The organism is Pedobacter sp. T50_32, assembly GCF_057652195.1.
This window is the reverse complement of sequence record NZ_JBYFBY010000008.1, coordinates 81,281-107,215: the sequence shown is the minus strand read 5'-3', so window position 1 is coordinate 107,215 and position 25,935 is coordinate 81,281. Positions and strand designations below refer to the sequence as shown.

Here is a 25,935-nt window from a genome sequence, read left to right as displayed (position 1 = left end):
TTTATATGTAAACTTTACAACTTTCAATAAATTAATCTCCCCATTTCCATTCGCCAGCTATTTTTAGCGGCTCCTTTAATTTTTGACTTTCCAAAAAAGCCTTCAATTCTGCATCCGAAAATCTATTGACAGGAATTTTTGGTGTATTCGCCAATGCGTAGATTAACATTGATGAATAACGCACTGTATTTTTTAATCCTTGCTCGTCTACCAAATGGAAACCGTCACCATCTGAATGGTAGAATGGTCCTGAATTATTGGGCAATTTGCTGCCAGCCCCAGTGCCAGTAGGAATTCCTTCTAACATAAAAGGTTGGTGGTCGCTATGTAATCCCGCACCGGCGTGAAATAGATTTTTAAATCCTGTATCAATTTTCATCACCTCAGCTCCCCAGCTTTTAAACAATGGCTCCATTTCTTTTCTCGTGGCAGCATAACCTTTTTGGTCATTGTTCATATCGTAGTTTAACATAAACCGCACCTGATTTAGAGTTTTGTCTTTCGAGCCTTGCGCTACGTAAGCTTTTGAGCCTAACAAACCCTGCTCTTCACCCATAAACATCACAAATTCTACGGTACGTTTGTTTTGCAATTTCAGCTTTTTGAAGGTTCTAGCCATATCAATAATAGAGAAAGAACCTATGCCGTTATCAATTGCTCCAGTTGCTAAATCCCAGCTATCTAAGTGGCCGCCCACTACAATTTTTTCATTAGGTAAGGATGTTCCCTTTAAAGTAGCAATAACGTTTCTGGCTTTAATCATTCCAGAGAAATTGGTCATATCTATTTGGGCGAATTGAGCACTAGCTTTTAATTTTGCTTTCAAAGCCATACCATCTTCTAGACCAATACAAACTGCAGGAATTGGAATTAATTTTCCCGTTACCGAAGCTGTTCCAGTAAGTAACACACCATTTTCAACTTTGTTAATGATAACTACCCCAATTGCACCATATTTGGTAGCGATTGCCGTTTTTTCAGAACGATGCAAAGATGCTGTACCCGCCGGAGAACCTGGCAGCACACCTAAATAAATCAAGGCAATTTTACCTTTAACTTTTTCTTTCAACGGCTGATAATCTGTCTCCAAACCATTACCAACATCAATGAGCTCGCCAGTTACATTAGCTTTTACCGGCGAATGAGCCAAAGTAACTGCTTTAACTGTCGATAAATTCTCCTTATCACTTCCAATCTTTACAGTTAGTGTCTTTCTATCCCAGCTTTCTACTTCAAATGGCTGATATCTTACCTCATAACCATAAGACTTGAAAAGATTATAAGCCTGTTCTTCCGCCTTTGCGCCATTTGCAGAGCCAGTTAAACGGTGTCCAATTTTCTCGGTAGACTCCTTTAAGTTCTGATAAGCTTCAGAGTTAGATTGAACTTCTGTATTAATCTGCTTAAAAACAGCTGAAAAGTTGTCTTGAGCTTTTACATTTAGCATCAAGGTTACAAGCGCAGCGGAAAGAATTAGTTTCTTCATTTATGGTTATAGTTTAGCTAGATTGAAGTTAGCAATTTAACGCAGGAACTGCTTTGTATAGTTTAAATTTTACATAGTCTTCTCGTCATTTCGACCTTGTGGAGAAATCTAACTCTATGCTTCATTTTGTTAGATTTCTCCTCGTTCCTCGTCGAAATGACGAAGAGGCTAATTACTCGGCGGCAAAAATGTCTTTTCACTTTGTTTCTTTGTGTAGTATCTAATTACAAAGAAAGCAATCACACCAGCTAAAATGAACATCCACAATCGAGACAAGAACAGAATGAACTCTTTGAAATACATCCAGCCATCAAGTAAGTTTAATCCTAACCTTCTGAAGAAATCTGGTTTATAATCGTAGATATTATCGTTAGCGACTATCATCGTTTTAATAGTATTGTCTTGATAAAAACTTAAAGAAATCGTGCTGTACTTCACTCTCTTATCGATACTCAAATTCTCGATTTTTCTATCCACGTAATCATCTTTGATGTTCAGCGAAGTTTCTACATTGGCACTTTTCTTTGTAGCAACTTTGTTGATCCTTTCAACAGCTTCAATCCTGTTCTCTGCTTTCAGTTTATTCTCCAAATAATCCATGCTTTTGTCTTCCATCTTCAAAGATTGATTATCCACGAAAACAGCCATACCAGCTACTCGATTGGTCAAGTCATCTAGTTGGTCTGACGGAACACGGGCAACCAAGTAACCATCGGTTCTATATGCAGTGATTTCTTTTAATGAATCTGAACTAAATTTAACTTTCTCTGAATTTTGAATGGAACTGTTGATGTTGAACTCCATCACCAATCCGCCTTGCTTTCTAATGGTAGCGCTTAAGTCTTCCTTGGTACGCTGCACATCTTTCACCCGAAACCGCATATCAGCAGTTTTGGTCATTTTCTCCACTAATTCTCCATTTGCCACAGCATCTGCAGCTATTGTATCTGTAGAAGCATAGTCAGCGCTTTCGGCTTTATGTTCGGCACTACAGCCTGCAAATAGAATTGCAGCCGTAGCTATAATAGCAAAATGTCTTTTCATCTTGTTTTAGATTTTATTTTCAACTGTAAGATGTTCCTCTCCAAAAATTAAATAATCATTTTTTAATTTAATGATTATTGAACTTTGGACGGTTCATCTTGTTTAAGGTTTTTAAGTTGTAAACTCATCCTTAACAAAATTGTCTTAAGCATGCTAATTCCTTAAGGAAGACAATTTGTATAGAGGTTTTATGCTTAATGCTAAAAATCTGCGAAGGTAACCCATAACAGTTTTCATTTGGCAGTTGTCAATCAATAGTTTCTAAATGCTCAAGCATAAAAAAATCCCTTCGCAGGTAACTGTGAAGGGATTTTTCTTTTATAATTTGATGTAAATTATTTTGCGTTCAAAATTTTGAAGGCAGTTACGCAACACATGATAAAACCTACTGCCAAAATTGCCCAAGATATGTACGAAAACAATACAGTATCGATAACGAAACGTAAAAATACGCCAATTACAGTAACTACTGTCCATAAAGCAAGTGAAGAATAGATAGCCGAATTATTGGCTGTTTTCATGCTGTTTTCTCTTTCTTTAGCATCCATGTTTTCTAATTTTTATTTTGTTGTGGCAAAAATAGTATTTCTTTGAGAAAAAACACTATGTTTTAATAACTTTTCAGCTTTTCTAAGCGTTGTTTCGCTCTTTCTTGCTCGTCAAACTTTCCTTCTTTATAAAGTAGCTTTTCCCAGTCGCCGTACATTGGGTTTGGCAATACAATAAATTTAGTACCGAATAGATGTTGATGCGCATCAACTTGCTCTTTTGTATCTTTGCCTTCACGATAAAAAACATTAGAAAAATCGCTCAAATTATCGCCGCAAAGCAACAGCACGTTATATTTTTCCAATATTTTATTTCTACGTTCCTGTTTATCAGATGTTGTACTTTTTAGCAAGATATGCGCTTCATCTACGTTAGGAAAACCCAATTTTTTCAAATTCTCAATAGTACCTTTTCTATCTGCTTCATCGCGGTTAGTTACATAAAAAGTTTCTACATTTTTGCTAGCGGCAAACTTCAAAAAAGACAAGGCACCTGGCACTGTATCCGCCATTGCCTTTGCTGTCCACGCAGTCCAATCTGCAGGCACATAACTTACACCATGCTGAATTTCATAGCCTTGAAAGCGTGAATTATCTATAATGGTTTCATCAGCATCAACGATAATACAATTAGGTTTACCATTTTGGTTTTCCCATAAAGCCTCTTTTAAGGATAGCCTAGCGAAGTTATAAGCCTGAAAAGCCAAAGCTCTATACTCGCCACTATATTGTTGCCATAATACCGCATTTGTCCAATCTCTTTCTGGCGAAACACCTTTCTTTTGTGCAGATGCGAAGGTTGGGATAGCCAATAAGGCGATGATTAAAAATCTAAATCTCATAATTAATTGTTATAGCTCAAAAGTATAAAGTTAAAAGCTAAAAGCCATAGGATGTTAGCAAGTGAGTACAGATTCAATTAAAAAACCCCTACCGAATAACGATAAGGGTTTTTATATTTTCAATTACTTGTCCAATAAACTATTGAACAAATGAACTAATTATCCATTCAATGCAGCTGCACCACTTACAATCTCAGTTAACTCAGTTGTAATTGCTGCCTGACGTGCTTGGTTATAAGACAATTTCAATGCTTTTAATAAATCGCCAGCATTTTCAGTTGCTTTATCCATTGATGTCATACGAGCACCATGTTCAGAAGCATGAGAATCTAACACCGCTTTGTACAATTGGATTTTGATTGATTTAGGGATCAATTGAGAAACGATCTCTTCTTGATTTGGCTCTAAAATATAATCAACGTTAGAAGCTTTAACCTCTACTACTCCTTCTGTTTTAGGCAATGGCAATAACTGCTCTGTAGTAATAATTTGTACAGCCGCATTTTTAAACTGATTGTACACCAACTCTACTTTGTCAAACTCGCCTTTTTCGAAACCAGCCATAATAGCATCCGTAATTTTAGTTACGTTTTCGAAAGTAAGTGCTTGATAAACTTCGTTGTTATTACCAATTACGTTATAACCACGTTTCTCGTAAAAATCTTGAGTTTTCTTACCAATAGAAACAATACTTACATTACCTTTTTTTAGCTGCTCGCTATATTTATCGGCAATTAAGTTGTTGGTAGCTTTAATTACATTCATGTTAAATGCACCAGCTAAACCTCTATTTGACGATACAGCAACAATCAAAACTTTATTAGGTACTCTTTCATCCGTAAACGGAGAAGTAGAACCTTCTAAGCTAGCCGAAAGATTTCCTAAGATCTCTTTTAACTTAGTTGCGTAAGGACGTAATTGAACAATCGCATTGGTAGCACGCTTCAACTTCGCTGCCGAAACCATTTTCATAGCTTTGGTAATTTGCTGAGTTGACTGCACAGAGGCAATACGATTTCTTACTTCTTTTAAATTGGCCATTTTTGCGTATAGAGTGTGGCGTTAAGCGCTAAGCGTTTTTCATCGCTATGCGCCCAACGCCAAACAATTTAATATTTACTTGAAATTTCTTTTGCTACAGTTTCCAATACACCAGTAATGGTATCATCAAACTTACCAGCTTTTAATGCTGCTAAAGTCTCTGGATGACGCATTTCTAATGCTTGTAAGTAATCTGCTTCAAATTCTCTAACCTTGTTTACAGGTACGCTACGCATTAAGTTTTTAGTACCTGCGTAAACCATAGCAACTTGGTTTTCAACTTTAAACGGAGTAAACTGTGCTTGTTTCAAAAATTCTACGTTACGAGCACCTTTATCAAGTACAGATTTAGTAGCTGCATCCAAATCAGAACCGAATTTAGAGAAAGCCTCTAGCTCACGGTATTGTGCTTGGTCTAATTTTAAAGTACCAGCAACTTTTTTCATTGATTTGATTTGTGCGTTACCACCTACACGTGATACAGAGATACCTACGTTAATTGCTGGACGGATACCTGCGTTAAACAAGTTCGACTCCAAGAAGATCTGACCGTCAGTAATCGAAATTACGTTAGTAGGGATATATGCAGAAACGTCACCAGCTTGAGTTTCGATAATTGGCAATGCAGTTAATGAACCACCACCTTTAACGATACCTTTGATAGACTCTGGCAAATCGTTCATGTTTTTAGCGATATCATCGTTGGCGTTGATTTTCGCAGCTCTTTCTAACAAACGACTGTGTAAATAGAACACGTCACCTGGATAAGCCTCACGACCTGGAGGACGCTTCAATAATAATGAAACCTCACGGTAAGCCACAGCTTGTTTAGATAAATCATCATAAACAATTAAAGCAGGACGTCCAGTATCACGGAAGAACTCGCCAATTGCAGCACCTGCAAACGGAGAATAGAACTGTAATGGAGCAGGCTCAGCAGCAGATGCAGAAACAACTACTGTGTATGGCATTGCACCATTCTCTTCTAAAGTACGTACAATATTTGCTACGGTACTTGCTTTTTGACCACAAGCAACATAGATACAGAAAACTGGCTGACCAGCTTCATAAAATTCCTTTTGGTTGATGATCGTATCGATACAAACCGCAGTTTTACCAATTTGACGGTCACCAATAACCAACTCACGTTGACCACGACCAATTGGAATCATCGCATCGATAGCTTTGATACCAGTTTGTAGCGGCTCGTTTACTGGCTGACGATAGATTACCCCAGGAGCTTTACGCTCTAAAGGCATTTCGTAAGTAGTACCAGCGATAGGTCCTTTACCATCAATTGGCTCGCCTAATGTGTTTACCACACGACCAAGCATACCTTCTCCAACCTTAATCGAAGCAATTTTCTTAGTACGTTTAATTGTATCACCTTCTTTGATCTCGTCAGATGGGCCTAATAATACCACACCCACGTTATCTTCTTCAAGGTTCAATACAATTCCTTGCAAACCGTTTGCAAACTCAACAAGCTCACCACTTTGAACTTTAGTTAAGCCGTAAACACGAGCAATACCATCGCCCACTTGCAATACAGTACCAACTTCTTCAAGTTCAGCTTCTGATTTGAAGCCGGCCAATTGCTGTCTGATAATTGCCGAAACTTCGTCTGGTCTTACCTCTACCATAATTTTATGTTATTTTGATATCTTTTTGTAAATGTTTTCTTTGTTAAGCGTATGGCGTTATGCGACCGATACGCCAAACGCTTATCGCTATGCGCAAAACCTAGTGCGCAAATTCCTTTTTAAGTTTAGTTAAGCCACTAGCTATGCTGGCATCAAATTGCTTATCGCCAACTTTCAAAATAAAACCACCAATTAACTCAGGGTTTACTTTTTCTTTCAGTACAACTTCGCTAGCACCTAATTCTTTCTTCACTAAAGCTACAACTTCTGCTTTGTTCGCATCAGTTAAAGCACTTGCCGAAGTTACTTCTGCAGTTACAATACCTTTAATAGCATTGTATTGTGCAATAAATTGCTCTGATGTATCATATAAGATAGAGCTACGACCTTTATTTACTACCAGTTTAAAGAAACTAGCAGTAATGGCGTGTACTTTACCTCCAAAAATCCCTTGCAAAATACCTTGTTTTTTATCCAAAGGCACAATTGGATTTTTAAGAATAGCTTCCAACTCAGAATTATCGTCTACTATCTTTTCAAAAAACACCATATCATTCTTCACTTCTTCAACAGCGTTTTGCTCCTTAGAAAGATCTAACAATGATTTTGCGTACCTAGCTCCTGCTTTACTTGACATATATTTTTCGTTTAGCGTAGGGCGCATTGCGTATGGCGTTCAAAACGCTTATCGCTTATCGCCTATCGCAAGACTTTTAATTTAATTCAACGTCTTTTAACAAATTGTTAACCAACTCTTGTTGCTTAGCTTTATCATCTAATTGCGTACGTAATACACGCTCTGCGATATCTAAAGACAAAGCCGAAACCTGACCTTTTAATTCTGCCAAAGCAGCTTTCTTTTGGTTTTCGATTTCGATACGAGCTTTCTCAATTAACTTAGCACCTTCTGCTTGAGCTTGTTTTTTAGCTTCGTTAACAATACCATCTTTTAAAGCTTTTGCTTCTTTTAAGATTTGATCACGTTCTTCACGAGCTTGTTTCATTAACTCTTCGTTTTGAGAACTTAAACGAGCCATTTCTTGTCTAGCCAATTCAGCTTTGTTTAAAGCCTCATCAATGCTTTGCTCACGATCGTGGATACCTTTCATGATCGGTTTCCAAGCGAACTTGCCCAACAAAAACACTAATACTAAAAACGCAATAGTATTCCAAACTAACAGACCAACTTCAGGAATTAATAAATCCATCTTATATAATTAATATCTTTTAATGTTAAACTTTCTTTAAATAAGCACCTTAACGGCAACCCCGAAAAGGTGCTTATCTTAAAATTTCTCTTTGATTATTTTGCGATCAAAGAAACTACTACTGCGAATAACGCAACAGCCTCGATGAAGGCAGCAGCGATAAGCATAGCAGTTTGAATTTTTGAAGCGGCTTCTGGTTGACGAGCGATAGATTCCATTGCAGATCCACCGATTTTACCGATACCTAATCCAGCGCCAATTGCAGCTAAGCCTGCGCCGATTGCAGCTAATGTTCCAGTCATTTTTCTGATTTATTTATTATTGTTTAACAATTATGTTCTAATTAATGGTGCTCTTCTACTGCCATACCAATAAATAGAGCAGAAAGAATAGTGAATATAAACGCTTGAATAAATGCTACCAAGAACTCGATTAAGCCAATGAACACTGCAAAGAAAATTGAAGCAGGTGCAACAGCGTAAGAGTTAAAGATAAAAATCAAGCATAGTAGTGACATTACCAAGATGTGACCCGCTGTAATGTTTGCGAACAAACGAATAGCTAGAGCGATAGGTTTAGTAAACATACCGAAAATCTCTACAGGGATCATCAATGGCTTTAACCACCAAGGCACTGGAGGATTTAAAATGTGTCCCCAGTAATATTTATTTGCTTTAAAAGTAGTAATCAAGAAAGTAGCAGCTGCCAAAACCACAGTTAAAGCAATGTTACCAGTTACGTTAGCGCCTCCCGGGAAGAAAGGAACCAAACCCAACATATTGTTTAACCAGATAAAGAAAAACACAGACAACAAATAAGGCATGAAAGCTGCATATTTATGACCTAAGTTTGGTCTAGCAATATCATCACGAACAAAAAGAATAATTGGCTCTAAGAAAGACTGAATTCCTTTTGGTGCTTTACCAGCTCTCTTTTTATAACCAGCCGCAACAGTTGTAAATACAATTACCAATACGACAATTGACAACAACATACTGAATACGTTTTTAGTGATTGAAAAATCTAAAGGACGAACATTTGTTACAACCTCTTCACCTTTTTCGTTAGTTACGTGAGAAACGTAAGAACCATGCGAATCTGCAGTTGCATTTGCATAGTAGATCTTGTTATGCGAAATAGCAAAGCGTTGTCCATTTTTTTCTACTACAACTTTACCAGCATCATCAAATTGAAAAGCAGATGAACTAAAGGTTACCAAACCATTGTCAGTCCAAAGGATTATTGGCAAATGAAGTGTTACACCGTGATCACCATGACCAAAAAGTGTAAAGAAGTGGCTATCGCTAATGTGATGAAAAATAAAAGAAGTAATATCAAAGCCTTTTTCCTCTTTTCCGTGCTCATCACCATGTGCAACTGGAGCAGCAGCTTCGTGACCATGAGCCGCCACGCTATCAACTTGCGCAAAAGCAGTAGTGTTAAATCCTAAAAACGCAGAAAAAAGCGTAAAAACAACAATTAGCTTCTTAACTTTTGACACAAAAACTCGGTTATAATCCATTTACTCGCAGATTTTTACTATTTATTTTGGTGGCGCAAGTTACGTAACAAACCTAATATTTCAAAGAGGGTGAACAATAAATATAAAGAAAAAAAATTGAGGGCGAAAGCCATATCGCCTTTGGTTTGTTTTAAGCTGTAAATCAGCACAAAAGACATCGCAAATAACATCTTGATAATTACCGAGCCCAAAATAGCAAACACACCGATTTGTGGATTTCTTTTGATCCCAATATCAGCCAATATGTAAGCAATCAAGGTTAGTCCAGCTAGAAAGCCAAATACCAACCAAAATTGTCCCGCAATTGCTTCTGGAAAAAAATGCTTGACAGCAATAGATATGCCCGCTAATAAAAGCGCATATAATAAATAGCTAACGATAAATTTTCCTAATGACACGTTTATGTTTTTTCACAAAGGTAGGTAAATACCTAGCAATAGGCTAGTTTTTATTGAGAGTACGTACTACATGATAAAGTGAGGCGCCCACACCAACAATACCTAAAATAGCAGTCATGATGAAATTATCATTTTTATAGTGCTCATCTATTTTATAGCCTATAAATGAAAAAATGCCAATGGTAGCCAACATTTGAAAGGCCAGCCCCGTATATTTGATATAATTAGAGGCACGTTTATGCAGCGGTTTATCGTTTTCTTCTTCTAGCATTTAGTAAATTACTTCAAATATTAAGATTATATTGCCGAATAAAATATTTTTGCAGATATTTTGTTATATATAAATAACTGATAACCATTTGAACACCTACAGTAAAAACATCTATCAAACCGCTATGCTCAGCCTATTGCTGGCATTTATCTATGGCTGCTCTTCCCAAAGGGATACTGTTGCCAACCGAAAGCTACAAAATCTATCCGCAAGATATAACCTTATTTATAATTCTAATGTTTTATTAGATGAATATTTAGAAGGCGTAAACCAAAGCAGAAAAGATAATTTCGATAATTTCCTACCTCCTTATTATGCACCCGCAATAGCGGATGTAAACAATGCTGGCACAAAGGTAAAGGAGCTGGATGAAATTGAACAGAAAGCGAGAACCATCATCGCTGAGAAAAACTTTAGCAATTATATTGACGATGCCTACATCCTTTTAGGTAAAACCAATTTCTATCAAGGAAAGTATTATAATGCTAACGCTTATTTCGATTATGTAGCCAATGCTTATCAAAAAGATCACAAAACGTACTTAAATGCCCTTAATTGGAAGGCACGAAGTTTAATAGAACTGGATGATATTGCAGCTGCAGAAAAAGTATTAGATACGGTAGTTATTGAGCTAGACTCTGTTAAACGCCATAAATCAGAACCCTTGGCCACGTTAGCTCAAATGAATATCATTAAAGAGAATGATAAACAGGCGATAGTATATTTAGAACGAGCACTAAAAGCCGGCCCCACTTCTTTAAATAGAATAAGGTGGACCTATACTTTGGCGCAGCTGTACGAAAGTGAAAAACAATATGAGAAAAGCTTGGCTGCGTACCGTAAGGTAGAAAAGAGCAATGCCGCTTTTGATATGTATTTTAATGCTAAACTAAGCGGAATCAGAATTACCGAGCAACTGAGTGGCAAAGAGTTTGACCGAAAGCTGGCTCTTACTAGAATGCTAAAAGATGATAAAAATTTTGATTTCAAAGATCAGATTTATTATGAAATAGCCGAAGATTATTATGCTGGCGAGGATTTTGGCAAAGCAGAAGAATATTACAATCTCTCGGTTAGAAATAGTACTGCGAACAACGTTCAAAAAGCACTTTCGTATTTAAAAATTGCAGATCTGAACTTTAAGCATTTTAGCGACTACGTAGCAGCGAAGCTTTATTACGATAGCACTGCTTTATCGTTGCCTAAAACACATCCGTTATACAACGCAATCGCGAACAAAGCACAAAATTTAGCTTACCTTCAGCAGCGATACGAAACGATTGGCTTACAAGATACCTTGCAACGAATTGCATTATTGCCTACTACAGAAAGAGAAAAAGCACTGGGCAACTATTTTGCAGTAAAAGCAGAAGCTCAAAACAATAATAATACAGGTAATAATAATGTAGGCTTGGCAAATACAGGCAGAAACAATAGTGGTTTCGGAAACCGAAACAATGGCGCTTTCTATTTTGCAAACTCAACCGCAATAAGCAGAGGATTTAATGAATTTAAGAAACGTTGGGGCAACAGAAAATTAGCTCCAAATTGGCGACAAAGTGCTAAGTCACCATCGCAAAGCCAACAAGAGCAATTAGCTGGTGGAGGCATAGATATTGGGGCAATGCCAGGCGATCCAGATGCTGTAGCTCCAGAAGCCTCAAAACCAACATTTTCTTCTACTTCTTACCTCGATTCTCTTCCAACAACGCCGGCACTATTGGAAAAATCGAACCAAAAAATTATTGCTGCATATTTAGATATGGGCAGTTTTTATCAGCAAGTGCTAAACGATAAACCTGAGGCCATTAAGACATATCAAGCTTTGCTGAAAAGATTTCCGAATAATGGAAAATTAGATATGATCTATTACAGTTTATATTTGGCTTACCAAGGTACCGACAATGCCAAATCTAACGAGTACAAAAATCTGGTGCTCAGTAAATATCCTAGTTCAGTTTTTGCAAAAACTATTTTAGACCCTAACTTCTCGATGAAGCAAAATCAATTGGAAGCTACTTTGAACAATGCTTACGAAGGATTATTTGACAAATTGCAGAACAAAGCATTTAAGGAAGTAATAACTGGAACAAACGAAATCAACCAACGTTTCCCAGGCAATACGATGGAACCTCAGTACGATTACCTAAAGGCGATTGCCGTTGGGAGAACGGAGCATGTGGATCAATTGATCAGTGCATTTCAACAAATTTCTGAAAAGCATAAGACAGATAGATTGATTAAGCCTTTGGTAGATCAGCATTTGCTTTATATTAATGCGCATTTAAGTGAGTTCAAAAAGAGGAAAATCGCCTTGCCGAGCTACGATCCTTATGAAATTCCTTTTGCGGAAAATAAAACAGGTATTAGGCTAAATGAGCCAATCATTGCCAACGTACTAGATCCAACCGGGAAAAAATCCACCTATGTGGCACAACGACCGGTAGAAAAACCTGTGGAGCAAAAACCAATTGAGGAAAAACCAAAAGTTGAACCGAAACCCGAAGTTAAACCTCCTGTTGTAGAAGTTAAAAAGGATAGCGTAATTGTAGCTAAGCCTATTGAACCCAAAAAAGATTCTGTTATTGTAGCAAAACCACTAGTAGAGGTTAAAAAAGATAGTGTAATCGTTGCAAAGCCCGTTGAACCGAAAAAGGATTCGGTAATTGTAGCACCTCCAGTGGTAGCAAAAAAAGACAGTGTAATTGTTCCGCCTGCCGCCAAAATTGATACTGTAGTTACGCCGCCGGTTGTAAAACCAGAACCTGTAAAAGAAACCTTGTTTAACCCAGCTTCATCAAGTAATTATTATATAATTGTGGCTGTAAATTCTGCAAGCTTAAACCTAAGTTCTTCTCGTTTTGGTATCGGACAATTTAATCGAGGCAATTATTCTGGTAGCAATTTGCGCCACCAACTTAGGGAATTAGACGAAGATCAATTGGTTATTGTTGGCGATTTTACAAGTATAAACGATGTAAAACAATACGAACAGGCAATTAAGCCACAATTAGGCAGAATTATGAAAGTACCTGCCACTAATTATACTATTTTTGCAATTAGCAAAGAGAACCTGGAGAAGATCACTAACCGTGATACTTTAGAAAGGTACATTAGATATATCAATAGCAATGAACTATAGGAACAGAGTAAATCAACAATCACTACCTCCAGAATTAATCAGAAAATACAACTGGCGAATTTGGAAATTATTGATAGTGGGCATTCTAGCCTTCGCTATCTTTATCGTAATGATTGGCTTTGGCGTATTTGGAGAAATTCCATCTTTTAGGGCAATTGAACATCCAAAAAGCAACGAAGCTACAGAGGTAATTTCTGAAGACGGTAAAGTATTGGGTACTTATTTCGTTAAAAATAGGTCTAACGTAAATTATAGTGAGATCTCTCCTAATGTGATCAATGCTTTAATTGCTACAGAAGATATTCGCTTCCGTTCGCATTCTGGTATCGATTTTAAGCGTACTTTCACCATTTTCCTTTATGCCGTAGTAGGTAAGAAACAAGGTGGTAGTACTATTACCCAGCAATTGGCACTTAATCTTTTCTCTGAAGAAGGAAGAGCAAAAAACTTTCTCAAACGTATCATTCAAAAATTTCAGGAATGGGTAATTGCTATTAAATTAGAACGAAACTATACCAAAGAAGAAATCATCACCATGTATTTAAACACAGTTGATTTCGGAAATAACGCTTACGGTATCAAATCTGCGGCTAGAGTTTATTTCAACACTACACCAGATAAATTAACTGTACCACAGGCGGCGGTGCTTATCGGTTTGCAAAAAGGTATCACTCGTTATTCGCCTACCAAAAACCCAGAGCGTTCTTTAGATAGAAGAAATACGGTGATGGCTCTAATGGTAAAAGAAGGTTATATTACAGAAGACCAATTTGCTGGAGAGAAAGAAAAACCACTTAATCTGCGCTTCAATGCAGCTACCAATAATGATGGTATTGCGCCATATTTTAGAGCTGTACTTAAAACAGAAGTAAGGAAAATTCTAGAAGAACGTTCTATCAACAAAGCCGATGGCACACCTTATGATTTGGATAGAGATGGATTAAAAATCTACACTACTATCAATTACGATATGCAGGTTTATGCCGAAGAAGCACAAAAGGAATATATGAAAACGCTGCAGGCTCAGTTTACCAAAAGCTGGAAAGGCAGAAATCCGTTTAAAGGTAAAGACCAATTGATAGAGCAGGGTGTAAAAAGATCTGACAGGTACAAGTCGTTAAAATTGGAAGGAAAATCTGATGAGGAAATTACCACCGACTTTAACACGCCAACAAGGCTTTCTATATTTACTTGGAAAGGTAACATCGATACTTTGATGAAACCAATCGACTCCGTGAGGTACTATAAATTACTATTACGCAATGCGATGATGGCAATGGATCCAAAATCTGGCGACATCAAAGCTTGGGTGGGCGGTATCAACTTCGAACACTTTAAATACGATCAGGTGAAGATGGGTAAAAGACAAGTTGGTTCAACGGCCAAACCTTTTACCTATGCGGTGGCAATCGAAAACGGTTACTCACCTTGCTACAAAGTACTGAACGAACCAGTAACCATCTCTAACCCTGGCAGCCCAGATTGGACGCCTCGTAACTCGGGCACGCCCCTACCTGGAGAAATTACCTTACAAAAAGGTTTGGCTTACTCACAAAACTATATCGTTGCGTTCTTAATGAAACAGGTTGGTCCGGTTGCAGTGGCAAATGAGATTAAAAAAATGGGCATTACCAGCGATGTACCAGCGGTGCCTTCAATTGCTTTAGGAACTTTCGACGCATCTATTTACGATATGGTTGGCGCCTACGGTGTTTTTGCAAACAAAGGTGCTTGGACACAACCTAACTTTATCACTAAAATAGAAGATAAAAATGGCGTAGTACTTTACGAAAGCAGACCAATTATTAAAGTTGCTATGAATGAAGAAGTTGCCTACGTAATGACCCGAATGTTGCGTGGCGTAGTTACTGGCGGAACAGGTTCTCGCTTAAGTTATAAGTACAAAGTAAATGGCCCAATTGGCGGTAAAACAGGTACAACCCAAAACAACTCTGATGGTTGGTTTATGGCCATTTCTCCTGATTTAGTTGCAGGTGTTTGGACAGGCTGCGAAGACCGTGCTTTTCACTTTACAAGCACCAGTTACGGAGAGGGTGCAAATTCGGCTCTACCTGTGTATGCGGGCTTCATGAAACGTGTTTATGCTAACCCAAATCTTAAGGTAGGGAAAACCGACTTTGAACCGCCTACAAGTGGTGTTAACATTATTTACGATTGCAACCAGTATCAGCAACAAGAACAAAATACCACTACCGAATTAGATAAGAAACTCGGATTTTAATATACAAACCCAATATCGTAAGACCTCGTAGTTTTCTAAACCTACGAGGTCTTGTTTTTTATGTAAATTTGCAAACAGATATGAGCAGTTTCGATTATAAAAAAGCGTTAAAAGATATCCCACACAAACCTGGTGTTTACCAATATTTTGATGTAGATGATACATTAATTTACATTGGAAAAGCGAAGGATTTACGTAATAGAGTAAGCTCGTATTTTGTACAAGATAAACAACTGAATGGTAAAACTAGAGTATTGGTTTCTAAAATCAGGCGTATACAGTTTACCATCGTAGATACAGAGATTGATGCTTGGTTATTAGAAAATAGCTTGATCAAAAAGCATCAACCACGTTACAACATTATGCTTAAGGATGACAAGACATATCCTTGGATTGTCATTAAAAAAGAGCCTTTTCCGCGAGTTTTTTCTACTAGAAGAATGGTCAAAGACGGTTCTACCTATTTAGGTCCTTATGCCTCTGTTGGGATGATGCACACCATCTTAGATTTAATTAAAGAAACCTATACCTTACGTACCTGCAATTTGCCGCTAACAAAAGAGAATATCAATGCTGGCAAGTTCAAGGTATGTCTAGAATATCAAATTGGCAACTGCAAAGGTCCTTGCCAAAACCTACAAAGTTGGGAAGACTATGAACAGAACATTGCTGAGATTAAAGATATCCTAAATGGTAAAATTGGCAATGTAATTAAGGATGTAAAACAGGTTGTAAAGACCGCTGCGGAAGAATTGAATTTTGAGCTGGCGCACAGTTATCAGAAGAAATTGAGTGTACTAGAAAAGTATCAAAGTAAATCTACCGTTGTAAGTAGCGCCATCACCAATATCGATGTGGTAAGCATTGCCAGCGACGAGCGCTATGCTTTTGTAAACTACTTGAAAGTAATGAATGGAGCGATCATCCAAACGCAAACCATCGAAATTAAAAAACGCCTGGACGAAAGTGATGAAGAGCTGCTTTCTATTGCCATTGCAGAGTTCAGAAATAGGTTTAAAAGTACTTCTCGTGAGATTGTGGTACCATTTGAAATTCCTTTGGAAGACACCAACCTTAAACTTACTGTACCAAAACTGGGTGAAAAGAAGGCACTACTAGAACTATCTCAAAAGAACGTATTGTTCTTTAAAAAGGAAAAGTTAAATCAGTATGAAAAGCTAAACCCCGAGCTAAAGACAGAACGCGTTTTAACACAAATGAAAAACGATTTGAGGCTTACACAATTGCCCTATCATATCGAATGTTTTGATAACTCTAACTTTCAGGGAAAATATCCTGTTTCGGCTATTGTAGTATTTAAAGATGCCAAACCAAGCAAGAAAGATTATCGCCACTTTAACGTAAAAACAGTAGAAGGACCTAACGACTTTGCTACCATGCAGGAAGCTGTTTATAGACGTTATAAGCGAATGCTGGAGGAAAACCAGACTTTGCCTCAGTTAATTATTATTGATGGAGGTAAAGGGCAGCTTTCATCTGCGCTAAGCAGTTTAAAAAAATTAGGCATCGATAAGAGAGTAACGGTAATTGGTATAGCAAAGAGATTGGAAGAATTATATTATCCGGGAGATAGTTTGCCATTGTATTTAGATAAGAAATCGGAAACCTTAAAAATCATTCAGCATTTAAGGGATGAAGCACACCGATTTGGAATTACTTTTCACCGTAAAAAACGTGATCAGGGTACGCTTAAGACAGAACTAGAAGAAATAACGGGTATCGGGAAAAACACCGCTGACAAACTGCTAAAACACTTTAAATCTGTAAAGAAAATTAAGGAAGCTAGTGCAGAAGAATTGGCTAAGCTGCTTAATAAAAAGCAAATGGTTACGCTACAGAATTACTTCAAAGCTACAGAAACCCCAAACCCCTAAAGGGGCTTTGCTTTCATATCTTATAAAACTCGATTTCTAATAAACTAAAAAAGAGCAAACCTTATCGATTTGCTCTTTCTATATATAAAGTCCCCTTTAGGGGATTTAGGGGCTAATATTCCCAAAGACCTTGTTCCATATCAGCCATTTTCTTTTTGATACGCTCACTCTCCAACAAACGTTGTCTTGGATCGGTAATCAAATCCTTCACTTTATAATCTCCTGCATTAGTTTCTTTAACAATGTGACTAGAAAAAAGTCTATGAATAAAGAAATCGTCCATACTTAATGGAGATGAGTCGTTTAAAGAATTGAAAAGTCGTTTAGTAGCTAAAATATCTCTCGCTTCTTCGTAAGCAATCCAGAAAACTGGCTGCCATTCTTTTGTTTGATCGTTAAGCTTTAATGGAGCTAAAGCAATAATACGAGGTTCAAAAACTCCTCTTTTACCATCAAAAACCCAGTCTTCTTTAATTCTATATTTTAAAAACAACAAAGGATTGAATTCACCCGCCATTTGAGTAACCGTACCTGTTTTATTATTAGTTACGTTTACCGTTCCATTTGCCAATCTTAATGCTTCTGTAGTATCTAAAGGAAAATCAAATCCGTCTACGTCATCTAAAGTTTTTGGATCTTTAGGATTATAAGCGGTTAACTCTTCATTTCTCACGTGGTTAATCAATACCTCTATCAATCTAGCTTTTGGATAGTTCAACACGCCATTGATCGTATCACGCAAGTCGATATCTCTCCATACACGCTTGGTGAAAACTACATCCTCATCCTTAATTACCGGCAAAAAAGCTTTCTCGGTTGCCGTATCTCTAAGTTCACGTACTATAGCGTAGCCATCCTTAGGTTTAACCTTAGGTGTTTTCTTTGCAGTTTTTACTGAATCTGTTTTCGGAGCGTTTTGCGCATTAGTAGTAGCGCTTTTAGTAGTAACAGTTGTAGTTCCTTGCTTATTATTTGTTCTATTTTGAGCAAAGCTAGCTATACTAACAGCAGTTACAAAAACCAACGACAACGTAATCTTCTTCATTTTCAATTATTTTACATTAAATACCAATGCTGGTAATACTTTTTGTCTACCGTCTGGACCTTGAGAAACGATTTGATCGAAAATCACTCTAGTTCCTGGCGAGACAGCGTTAATTGCACTTCTAACTGCTCCAGAGAAATTTCCACCTTGTCCAGATATCGTAATCGCATCTGCACGAGGTTTAATTACAGTTAGTTCAAAACGTACAATTTTAAATTTCACATCAAATGGGAAATCATCCAAATCAGCCTCAATTTCAGATTCACTCTTTAACTGTACCGAAGCAATATCTCCACCTCCATAACCACCTACTTTAGCAATAGGTGCTGGAATAGCCTTTACTCTAAACTTAGGTGCTCCTAAATTTACAGATTTTCCATCGTTTGTTCCAGATACACTAATCGAAACTTCTTTACCTACTAAAGAACCAGGAACGTTAACTACATACTTACCGCTTGCGCCAGTTAGTGAACCACCGCCAGAAATTGTAGCATTGATATTAGGGAAACCAGGCGCAGAAATAGTGAATGGATTTGGGATACCTGCGTAAATTACGTTCAATTTATCTGAAGAAACTGTTGCCGAAGGCGCAGCTACTTGATAAGTTTGAGGAGCAGTTTCGTAGGTTTTGATATTTCCATTTCTCTCTTTAACTCTAATGGTACCTTTCCAAGTGAATGTACCCACACTTCCAGTTCCACCAGTATAAACACCTTTACCTTTATCAGTAGGTACTTTATTACCGTTTACGCTAATATCTGGTGATGACTTAGAATCGCTTGCTGTTAAATAAATTTCAGCTTTATATGGCTGTCCTTGAATTACGTAAGAAGATGGCGCTACAGCAACAGCCTCAAATTGATCAAGTACAACAATAGGTTTATCAGCTAAAATTTTGTTAATGATATCAGCTTCCATGTTCTTTGCGTCATTCTGAAGCATCGTTAAGATGGTTCTGAAAGCCGCCAAAGGAACACCTTCACCAAACATACTACCAGTCCAGCTTTTAGGCTCACCTGCTTTAGGCTTTGCTGGATCTAGCGCTTGCAGCATAAATGTCGGTTTGCCCTCGTCTGACTGCAAAAGCGATGCTAATTTCTTACCTGTTTTATTAATTTCGTCTTGTAATTTTTTACCAGCTTTATGAGTTGCATCGTTACCCATAATGTGCTGACCGATATCCAAGTTATTTTTTTGCTTTAACTCACCGTTTTCCTCGAAGCCGTCTTTCGCTATTTCTTGTTGAAGCTTATCAATATACTTAATTAAATCCTCACCAACTTTTTGTGCTTCCTTTGCTCTATTTAACTTTAATAAGTTATCTGAACTTTCTTTTGCTTTGGTGTTTTCGTAATTTCTCAATAGCTGAGAAATACTACTTTCAACGTTATCTTTAGATGTATTTAAACTATTATTGATGTTGTTGAAAGCTCTCAGAACTAAGTCTGAAACGTTAATCGCAAGCATGGCCAATAGAACTAAATACATTAGTCCTATCATCTTCTGCCTTGCGGTTTCCTTACCTCCTGCCATATTATATAAATTTAGTTTTTAAGTTTTATAATATGACTGATTAAGCACGTGGTTGATTCATTGCCGTTAACATGTTGCCATAAATAGCATTTAACGACGATAGGTTTTTAGCTAGTTTACCAACTTCTTCCTTAAACTGTTTTGAGTCTTCCATAGATTCGTTGAAGTTACCCATGGTTAAAGAAAGATTTTGATAAAATTTATTCATTGATTTTAAATGAGCACTCGAATCTTGTAATTCTAATTCGTACACTGCATTTAATGCTGATAAGTTTTTCGCCAAGTTGTTTACTTGCTCATGATAAGCTTTAGAATCTGCGTTGCTAGCCCCTAATTCTGCTAGCTGTTCTGTCGCTTTACCAAAAGCCGTATTCATATTGCCTAAGCTGTCTGAAGCACCTTTTACTTTCGCTGTAAATTCGTTTGTTGCTAAAGATGCATCTGCTACGTTAGAAATACTAGCAACTTTATCGCCAAAAGTACGTAAGCCATTACCTAGGCTTTCTATTAATTCTGGACCAATTTTTTCATTTACTAATTTGTCTAAAGCGCCCGTTGCACCACCGCCACCTACTGCAGCTTGCGGAATAGCGTCTTTAGGTGTAGGTTTTCCGTCTTCACGTAATTGAGGATAAACTTTTTCCCATTCTACATCTGGATGAGGAGGAAAGAAGCCTAACAATAAGAATAATGCCGCTTCCACGCCTAGTCCAACACCGATCATAATACTGCCCCATTGCCCTCCCAAGTGAAGGATTTTAAATAATGCTCCAACAATTACAATTGATGCACCTACTGAAGTAGCAAAGTGTAATTTCGCATCTCTACTAGCAAATTTTCCGGCCATAGTTCTTAATAGTTAATTTTTAGTTTGTGGTTTGTGTTATAGTTTTTGTTATTTATTACATTAAACTGTTTCCTGGGAAGGCAGATACGCATCTAAAACCAATATAAGACCTAGGAACATTTTGGTATTCATGTTGGGCAACTGAATTTTGAAGGAAAAATCCAACGTCTTTCCAAGAACCGCCCTTAACAGTTTTACGTCTACCTTTTCTGAAAATTGGGTTTTTATCTTCTGGTAATGAAGTATTGTACGAATTCAAAGTCCACTCTGCCACGTTACCTGCCATATTATACAAGCCGTAATCGTTAGGTAGATAAGCTCTAGCTTCAACGGTATAAAGTGCGCCATCATCTCCATAGTTACCTCTTCCTACTTTAAAGTTTGCCTGTAAACAACCTTTAGCATTCATGATATACGGACCACCCCAAGGATATTTAGTCTGTGTTCTACCACCACGGGCAGCATATTCAAACTGAGATTCTGTCGGCAAATCATATTTTAATCTAGAGTTATTAGGTAGCTTTCTTTGCCTAGCTACATTCTCATAAAACTGTGTACGCCAGTTGCTAAAAGCTCTTGCTTGGTCCCAGGTAACACCAACTACTGGGTATTTATCATAAGATGGGTGATTGAAATAGGCCTCAACCATTGGATCGTTATACTCGTAAGTATAATCTTTTCTCCATACTAATGTATCTGGGTAAACCATTACAGAAGGAAACTCATTTACTTTTCCAGGTGTTGGATTGTCAGTGTAGATATCGTAATCATCTATACGTTGTCTGTTTGAAGATGATGCGTTTTCCAGTGCCATATCTAAATTCTTCTCTACGTAAGCGTAGCGTAAGAATTTAATATCAATATCCTTATCATTTTTACCGTGGGTAAAATTAGATAGGTTATCATTGATATACATAGCTTTAAGTTTGGTCTGGATATCTGGCTTTTTATTATTCCAAAGGTTAGAACCATTTCCAACTTTTTTCCAATCTATTACCTTAAATCTTGGCGCACCCGCAGCTGCGTTAGTTTTAGGTTTAATGAAATAATCTTGGATATCGCCTTTAGTAATAGCAATAGAATCTCTTACCCAGTTTACAAACTGCCTGTACTCGGCATTGGTGATTTCAGTTTGATCCATGTAAAAAGGACTCATAGAAACCATCTTGCTCTGCTTACCTTGATAAAAAGTAATGTCTTCGTCAGTCATCCCCAAAAGGTTTCGACCACCAGGCACGTAAACCATACCCAAAGGGATAGCGGTGTTTTTGAATTTTTTGTTATAGGCTCCCACCAATTCCCCTTGACCTCCCTTTCCACAGCTCGAAAGCATCAAAGAAAGTAGGGCAATTGCAAGAAAGTAAAATTTCTTCATATGTTGTCTAAGCAATTTTATAGCAATTTTATCAATTAACATTGAGATTAACAACTATTCGCACAAAAAAATCCACACTTTTTGCAGCAAAATAATTTATTAACATTTGGTTTATCTTAAAACTACAGGTTTTAGACTATGAATATCAAATGTTAAACTTCAATAGTAAATTTCAAAAACCTGTCTTAACTATTAAAAAAAGGCGTTTTAAAACACTTTTATTCAACAATCAGTAAAACTAAACGCTAACAACGCTCCTTTATTATGCTATTAACAAAAACATTAAATATTTTTTTGCAATTTATAAGTTAAAGAGTTGTTGGACAATACCTATAAATAGGTATTTGATAATTTACTTGTTAGATTTTTTGATGTAATTCTCTAAAGCCATAATCATTGATGGAGCCTCTGGATTCGGAGCTGCAATATCCACAATTAAACCATTATCAGCTACCGCTTTCTGCGTATTTAAGCCGAAAGTTGCAATCCTAGTATTGTTTTGTAGAAAATTGGGGAAATTTGTATACAGCGACTGAATGCTCGAAGGACTGAAGAATGCTAAGATATCATAAAACACATCCGCAAGGTCAGAAAGATCGCTCACTACAGTTCTGAAAAGTACCGCAGGTGTTACATCATAACCATTCTTCTGCAAGAAATTCATAGTATCTTCAGTAGCAACATCAGAACACGGATACAAGAACTTCTCTGTTGCATGTTTTTTCAGCACCTCAGCTAAATCTGCTGCTGTTTGCTTACCAAAGAAGATTTTACGTTTTCTGTATTGGATATATTTCTGCAAGTAAAGTGCTGTAGATTCTGAAATACAGAAGTACTTTAAGTTAACCGAAACTTCAAACCTCATTTCTTCACAAATTCTGAAAAAGTGATCTACCGCATTTCTGCTGGTAAAAACCACAGCCGTATAGTCTGCCAAATTGATTTTCTCTTTCCTAAAATCCTTGGCAGGAACGCCCTCCACATGGATAAACGAACGGAAATCAATTTTTAGATTATACTTTTTAGCTAAATCAAAATATGGGGATTTCTCAGTTTCTGGCTTAGGCAAGGTTACCAATATGCTTTTCACCTTACGTAGTCTTTCGTCTTTGTTTTCTTGCATTTTCGTATTAGCACTTATAACCCTACTGCCTTGATTAATATCAATATAGGGCAAATTTCGAGGGTGCAAAAGTACAAAATTAAATACAATTTAGGAAACCTATATTGTGATAAAATATTTATTGCTGCCCTTATAAACTGAAAAATAAAAATCAATACCAGTGCCAACACCCCCAAAAGAGTATAACCAGCGCCATATTTCTGGTCAGATAAGGCAAAAGCAATAATGATAGGAATAAACACTAAAGAAGTATTAAAATAACTTAAATATAATATGGAGATGTATTGATGTAGCGGTCGTTGTACATCGAATACAAAACCAATTACACGTAAACAGACGATCTTTAAGAGGTACAAAACGATAACGCCTACAGAAACGGTTACAAAAAAACTAAATCCGCCTTGCGACACCCCTGGTAAACCTTGGTACTGCGCAACTAGATAAAAAAACATCCCAATGGTAAAACCAAATTGGATAAAAAGCAACAGAAATGACCAAGATGTAACTAAGTTATCTTCCTTATTAAGGTTAGTTAATGCCCTATTGCTGTAAAAAGATTGCACCACAGAACTTAACTGCTTTGCGAAAGTATTTTTCAATATCGCAAACAGCACCAATAAAAACCCAATGATGGCCAAAATCCAAACATCGCCTTTTGGCAAAAGATTGCCATGCTGATAATCTACTTTCTCTGTGCGGTTGTTGGCTTGGCGAATTAATTGCGACAGAGAAAACACTTCAAATCCGTAACCATTATTTAAACTATCGAGCCATTTTGCATTGGTAAGCGAATCACGGATTTTCAAAATTTCGGGTGTCAAAGTATCAATTGCTTGCACCTCGATAGTATCGACTAATAAACTATCTTGCAAATTGAGGTTAGCGATACTGTCTGTTTCAGCAACTTGCGCATTAACCGTAAACAGCCACAAAACCGCAAATAAAATAAACAAGATGCTTTTTTTTATCATATTAAAACAATGCGGTAATGCCGAAATGTATTTTACCTTGGCGCAAATTTAAGGGATTATTTTTTTGTTTGCCCAATGCATATGTAATTGACAAGATACCTAGATTGGTTTCGAAGTTTACACCTGCGCCAAAACCCATCGGAAAATCTGTGTAATTGAGTTGTGTTGTTTTGTATTTAAGGTAGGCCTGATTGTAAAAAGCAAATAGAAACGAGTTCTGTTCTAACAAATATCGAACTTCTGCATTACCGTAAGTATAAGCATTGGCCAACAATGACAATTCGTTGAAGCCACGAAGACTTCTTTGTCCGCCTAGCCTAAACACTTCATTTTCTAGCAAATATTTACCACTTAACACACCTGTTTGGTTAGCAACGGCAAAAACCAATTGTTTAGCTAACGGAAGATAATAATTGATTTGCGAAAACCACCGGTAGGAAGTACTGTTGCTTGGTACAGACTGATATAAATTTTCGGGAATGGCTGCATTTCGTTTTATTTTCTTACTGCCAACAGCCACATCCACACTGATACTGTAACCTTTTTGAGGATTATAACGATAATCCAAATTTTCCATATTCATTCCCAATCCGTAAAAAATCGTATTCGCATCTAGGATTGATGGCAATACTGTAGCATTTTCATAAGCTTCTACCGAAGATAGCCGGGTAGATCTGTTTTCTACAAAAAACTGAAAGGAATTATTGCCTTTTAGGAGATAGTTAAAACCCAATTTAGTATCAACATTCAAAAATGAGGAGTCTTGTTTATAAAGGTAAAGGCTCGGACTTAAACCAAAATCGGTGTTAAGGATATGCGGGAATGCTGCTTTTACATCTAACAATTGACTACGACCCGCCAAACCCTGATAATTGAAGTTAAGCTGCTCGCCACGTTTAAAAGCGTTCTGTAGGTTTAACTTTAAATTACCTACTAACTGGGTTTTCCCGGTGCTTCCGTTTTGCTGCAATCCTACTATTCCATCGAATTGATTTGCATTTTTCTTGTTTACAAAAATCCTAACCAATGCCTTTTCATTAGAAAAACTGATCTCCAATGGTTTTACAACCTCTAGAAAAGATAATTCTCGCAATCTACTTTCCACTTGATTAACCAAGCGCTCGGAATACACTGCACCGCTTTTAATTGAGAGGTAAGATTGGATATACTTCTGTCCTATTTGTGCACTACCCACCACTTGAATAGTGTCAAATAGCATTTTCTGGTTGGCTTTGGCGTTAATGCTTGCACTTATTTTAGTTCCCTCGAAAGTAATCCGTTCCAAATTTACACTTGCAAAGGGATATCCACTACTTTCATAATGATAAAGTAAGTTCTCGAAAAGCTGACTAAGGCTTTGGGTATTAAATGGTGTTTGCTCATAGTTGCGCTCTCTAAACCCAACCGCCTGTTGAACCGTTGCTGGAAGATTACCCGCAGCCAAATTAACCCATTGATACTGCTGGTTGGGCTGAATAGTTACTGAAACTTGCTTATTTTTAAAATTTAAAGCAGTAATTTCTGCCAACAGATAACCTTTAAACTGTAACTGCGAAAGTACTTTTTCCGCTTCTTTGTATACCGTAATGCTATCTTTTATTTCTTTGGGTAACGAGATAGACTTAGATAGCGACTTAGCGTTTTCAGGAAATACAATATTTAGTTGATAGCCTTGCTGGGCGAAAGTATTCACGCCAGAACAACAAACCAAAAGCCAAATCACAAACCTCATATACTTTCTCAAAAGTAAACAAAAGCA

22 protein-coding genes are annotated in these 25,935 nt (G+C 37.1%); 3 read left to right on the top strand and 19 right to left on the bottom strand.

Annotated elements, in window-relative coordinates:
- Nucleotides 1-31: 31 nt before the first annotated feature.
- The 12 genes from AC23ME_RS19215 to AC23ME_RS19160 form a co-directional block, all read right to left on the bottom strand.
- Nucleotides 32-1,486, bottom strand: a complete 1,455-nt coding sequence (locus AC23ME_RS19215; RefSeq protein WP_487729368.1) for a M28 family peptidase — start codon at nt 1,484-1,486, stop codon at nt 32-34.
- Nucleotides 1,487-1,654: 168 nt separating this feature from the next.
- Nucleotides 1,655-2,530 (bottom strand): DUF4349 domain-containing protein, encoded by an 876-nt coding sequence (locus tag AC23ME_RS19210; RefSeq protein WP_487729367.1) that lies wholly within the window; start codon nt 2,528-2,530, stop codon nt 1,655-1,657.
- 335 nt (nt 2,531-2,865) lie between these two features.
- Entirely contained in the window at nt 2,866-3,078 is a 213-nt protein-coding gene (locus AC23ME_RS19205) for a hypothetical protein (protein ID WP_308849448.1), read from the bottom strand.
- A 62-nt stretch (nt 3,079-3,140) separates the two neighbouring features.
- Entirely contained in the window at nt 3,141-3,920 is a 780-nt protein-coding gene (locus AC23ME_RS19200; protein WP_487729366.1) for a 5'-nucleotidase, lipoprotein e(P4) family, read from the bottom strand.
- A gap of 159 nt (nt 3,921-4,079) precedes the next feature.
- A complete protein-coding gene (gene atpG, locus AC23ME_RS19195; RefSeq protein ID WP_487729365.1) occupies nt 4,080-4,961 on the bottom strand; it encodes an ATP synthase F1 subunit gamma in 882 nt (293 codons plus the stop codon).
- A gap of 68 nt (nt 4,962-5,029) precedes the next feature.
- Nucleotides 5,030-6,604 (bottom strand): F0F1 ATP synthase subunit alpha, encoded by a 1,575-nt coding sequence (gene atpA / locus AC23ME_RS19190; RefSeq protein WP_487729364.1) that lies wholly within the window; start codon nt 6,602-6,604, stop codon nt 5,030-5,032.
- Nucleotides 6,605-6,704: 100 nt separating this feature from the next.
- Nucleotides 6,705-7,241 (bottom strand): ATP synthase F1 subunit delta, encoded by a 537-nt coding sequence (gene atpH, locus AC23ME_RS19185; protein ID WP_487729363.1) that lies wholly within the window; start codon nt 7,239-7,241, stop codon nt 6,705-6,707.
- Nucleotides 7,242-7,317: 76 nt separating this feature from the next.
- Complete coding sequence (locus AC23ME_RS19180; protein WP_487729362.1) at nt 7,318-7,812, bottom strand: F0F1 ATP synthase subunit B; 495 nt, start codon at nt 7,810-7,812, stop codon at nt 7,318-7,320.
- A gap of 95 nt (nt 7,813-7,907) precedes the next feature.
- Nucleotides 7,908-8,114, bottom strand: coding sequence for an ATP synthase F0 subunit C (gene atpE / locus AC23ME_RS19175; protein ID WP_010601523.1), 207 nt, complete (start codon nt 8,112-8,114; stop codon nt 7,908-7,910).
- A 41-nt stretch (nt 8,115-8,155) separates the two neighbouring features.
- A complete protein-coding gene (gene atpB / locus AC23ME_RS19170; RefSeq protein WP_487729361.1) occupies nt 8,156-9,334 on the bottom strand; it encodes a F0F1 ATP synthase subunit A in 1,179 nt (392 codons plus the stop codon).
- 17 nt (nt 9,335-9,351) lie between these two features.
- Complete coding sequence (locus tag AC23ME_RS19165; RefSeq protein ID WP_487729360.1) at nt 9,352-9,732, bottom strand: hypothetical protein; 381 nt, start codon at nt 9,730-9,732, stop codon at nt 9,352-9,354.
- A gap of 43 nt (nt 9,733-9,775) precedes the next feature.
- Entirely contained in the window at nt 9,776-10,003 is a 228-nt protein-coding gene (locus tag AC23ME_RS19160; RefSeq protein ID WP_487729359.1) for an AtpZ/AtpI family protein, read from the bottom strand.
- Between the two features lie 88 nt (nt 10,004-10,091).
- Here AC23ME_RS19160 and porW point away from each other — a divergent pair, with 88 nt between their 5' ends.
- From porW to uvrC, 3 genes are all read left to right on the top strand, one after another.
- Nucleotides 10,092-13,145 carry a type IX secretion system periplasmic lipoprotein PorW/SprE gene (gene porW, locus AC23ME_RS19155; protein WP_487729358.1) on the top strand — a complete coding sequence of 1,018 codons (3,054 nt, stop codon included), beginning with the start codon at nt 10,092-10,094 and terminating at the stop codon, nt 13,143-13,145.
- The gene (locus AC23ME_RS19150) at nt 13,135-15,387 is read left to right on the top strand and encodes a penicillin-binding protein 1A (protein WP_487729357.1); all 2,253 of its coding nucleotides are present in this window, start codon (nt 13,135-13,137) and stop codon (nt 15,385-15,387) included. Before porW ends, AC23ME_RS19150 begins: the two co-directional genes overlap by 11 nt.
- An 80-nt stretch (nt 15,388-15,467) precedes the next feature.
- The gene (gene uvrC, locus AC23ME_RS19145) at nt 15,468-17,282 is read left to right on the top strand and encodes an excinuclease ABC subunit UvrC (RefSeq protein WP_487729356.1); all 1,815 of its coding nucleotides are present in this window, start codon (nt 15,468-15,470) and stop codon (nt 17,280-17,282) included.
- 112 nt (nt 17,283-17,394) lie between these two features.
- On the opposite strand, the gene porN is transcribed toward uvrC, so the two are convergent.
- The 7 genes from porN to AC23ME_RS19110 all read right to left on the bottom strand — a co-directional run bounded on the left by porN (nt 17,395) and on the right by AC23ME_RS19110 (nt 25,920).
- On the bottom strand, nt 17,395-18,327 hold the full coding sequence (porN, locus tag AC23ME_RS19140; protein WP_487729355.1) for a type IX secretion system ring subunit PorN/GldN: 933 nt from the start codon (nt 18,325-18,327) through the stop codon (nt 17,395-17,397).
- 6 nt (nt 18,328-18,333) lie between these two features.
- On the bottom strand, nt 18,334-19,860 hold the full coding sequence (gene porM, locus AC23ME_RS19135) for a type IX secretion system motor protein PorM/GldM (RefSeq protein ID WP_487729354.1): 1,527 nt from the start codon (nt 19,858-19,860) through the stop codon (nt 18,334-18,336).
- A gap of 40 nt (nt 19,861-19,900) precedes the next feature.
- Nucleotides 19,901-20,707, bottom strand: a complete 807-nt coding sequence (gene porL, locus AC23ME_RS19130; RefSeq protein ID WP_487729353.1) for a type IX secretion system motor protein PorL/GldL — start codon at nt 20,705-20,707, stop codon at nt 19,901-19,903.
- A 55-nt stretch (nt 20,708-20,762) separates the two neighbouring features.
- On the bottom strand, nt 20,763-22,082 hold the full coding sequence (gene porK / locus AC23ME_RS19125) for a T9SS ring complex lipoprotein PorK/GldK (RefSeq protein WP_487729352.1): 1,320 nt from the start codon (nt 22,080-22,082) through the stop codon (nt 20,763-20,765).
- Between the two features lie 352 nt (nt 22,083-22,434).
- The gene (locus AC23ME_RS19120) at nt 22,435-23,205 is read right to left on the bottom strand and encodes a uroporphyrinogen-III synthase (RefSeq protein WP_487729351.1); all 771 of its coding nucleotides are present in this window, start codon (nt 23,203-23,205) and stop codon (nt 22,435-22,437) included.
- A 14-nt stretch (nt 23,206-23,219) separates the two neighbouring features.
- A complete protein-coding gene (locus tag AC23ME_RS19115) occupies nt 23,220-24,176 on the bottom strand; it encodes a DUF4271 domain-containing protein (RefSeq protein ID WP_487729350.1) in 957 nt (318 codons plus the stop codon).
- Nucleotide 24,177: 1 nt separating this feature from the next.
- Nucleotides 24,178-25,920, bottom strand: coding sequence for a BamA/TamA family outer membrane protein (locus AC23ME_RS19110; protein WP_487729349.1), 1,743 nt, complete (start codon nt 25,918-25,920; stop codon nt 24,178-24,180).
- Between the last annotated feature and the right edge of the window lie 15 nt (nt 25,921-25,935).

Bases quoted from the DNA above. Each gene is read 5' to 3' on its own strand.
- AC23ME_RS19215 (WP_487729368.1), bottom strand. From the start codon at position 1,486: ATGAAGAAACTAATTCTTTCCGCTGCGCTTGTAACCTTGATGCTAAAT.
- AC23ME_RS19210 (WP_487729367.1), bottom strand. From the start codon at position 2,530: ATGAAAAGACATTTTGCTATTATAGCTACGGCTGCAATTCTATTTGCA.
- AC23ME_RS19205 (WP_308849448.1), bottom strand. From the start codon at position 3,078: ATGGATGCTAAAGAAAGAGAAAACAGCATGAAAACAGCCAATAATTCG.
- AC23ME_RS19200 (WP_487729366.1), bottom strand. From the start codon at position 3,920: ATGAGATTTAGATTTTTAATCATCGCCTTATTGGCTATCCCAACCTTC.
- atpG (WP_487729365.1), bottom strand. From the start codon at position 4,961: ATGGCCAATTTAAAAGAAGTAAGAAATCGTATTGCCTCTGTGCAGTCA.
- atpA (WP_487729364.1), bottom strand. From the start codon at position 6,604: ATGGTAGAGGTAAGACCAGACGAAGTTTCGGCAATTATCAGACAGCAA.
- atpH (WP_487729363.1), bottom strand. From the start codon at position 7,241: ATGTCAAGTAAAGCAGGAGCTAGGTACGCAAAATCATTGTTAGATCTT.
- AC23ME_RS19180 (WP_487729362.1), bottom strand. From the start codon at position 7,812: ATGGATTTATTAATTCCTGAAGTTGGTCTGTTAGTTTGGAATACTATT.
- atpE (WP_010601523.1), bottom strand. From the start codon at position 8,114: ATGACTGGAACATTAGCTGCAATCGGCGCAGGCTTAGCTGCAATTGGC.
- atpB (WP_487729361.1), bottom strand. From the start codon at position 9,334: ATGGATTATAACCGAGTTTTTGTGTCAAAAGTTAAGAAGCTAATTGTT.
- AC23ME_RS19160 (WP_487729359.1), bottom strand. From the start codon at position 10,003: ATGCTAGAAGAAGAAAACGATAAACCGCTGCATAAACGTGCCTCTAAT.
- AC23ME_RS19150 (WP_487729357.1), top strand. From the start codon at position 13,135: ATGAACTATAGGAACAGAGTAAATCAACAATCACTACCTCCAGAATTA.
- uvrC (WP_487729356.1), top strand. From the start codon at position 15,468: ATGAGCAGTTTCGATTATAAAAAAGCGTTAAAAGATATCCCACACAAA.
- porN (WP_487729355.1), bottom strand. From the start codon at position 18,327: ATGAAGAAGATTACGTTGTCGTTGGTTTTTGTAACTGCTGTTAGTATA.
- porM (WP_487729354.1), bottom strand. From the start codon at position 19,860: ATGGCAGGAGGTAAGGAAACCGCAAGGCAGAAGATGATAGGACTAATG.
- porL (WP_487729353.1), bottom strand. From the start codon at position 20,707: ATGGCCGGAAAATTTGCTAGTAGAGATGCGAAATTACACTTTGCTACT.
- porK (WP_487729352.1), bottom strand. From the start codon at position 22,082: ATGAAGAAATTTTACTTTCTTGCAATTGCCCTACTTTCTTTGATGCTT.
- AC23ME_RS19120 (WP_487729351.1), bottom strand. From the start codon at position 23,205: ATGCAAGAAAACAAAGACGAAAGACTACGTAAGGTGAAAAGCATATTG.
- AC23ME_RS19115 (WP_487729350.1), bottom strand. From the start codon at position 24,176: ATGATAAAAAAAAGCATCTTGTTTATTTTATTTGCGGTTTTGTGGCTG.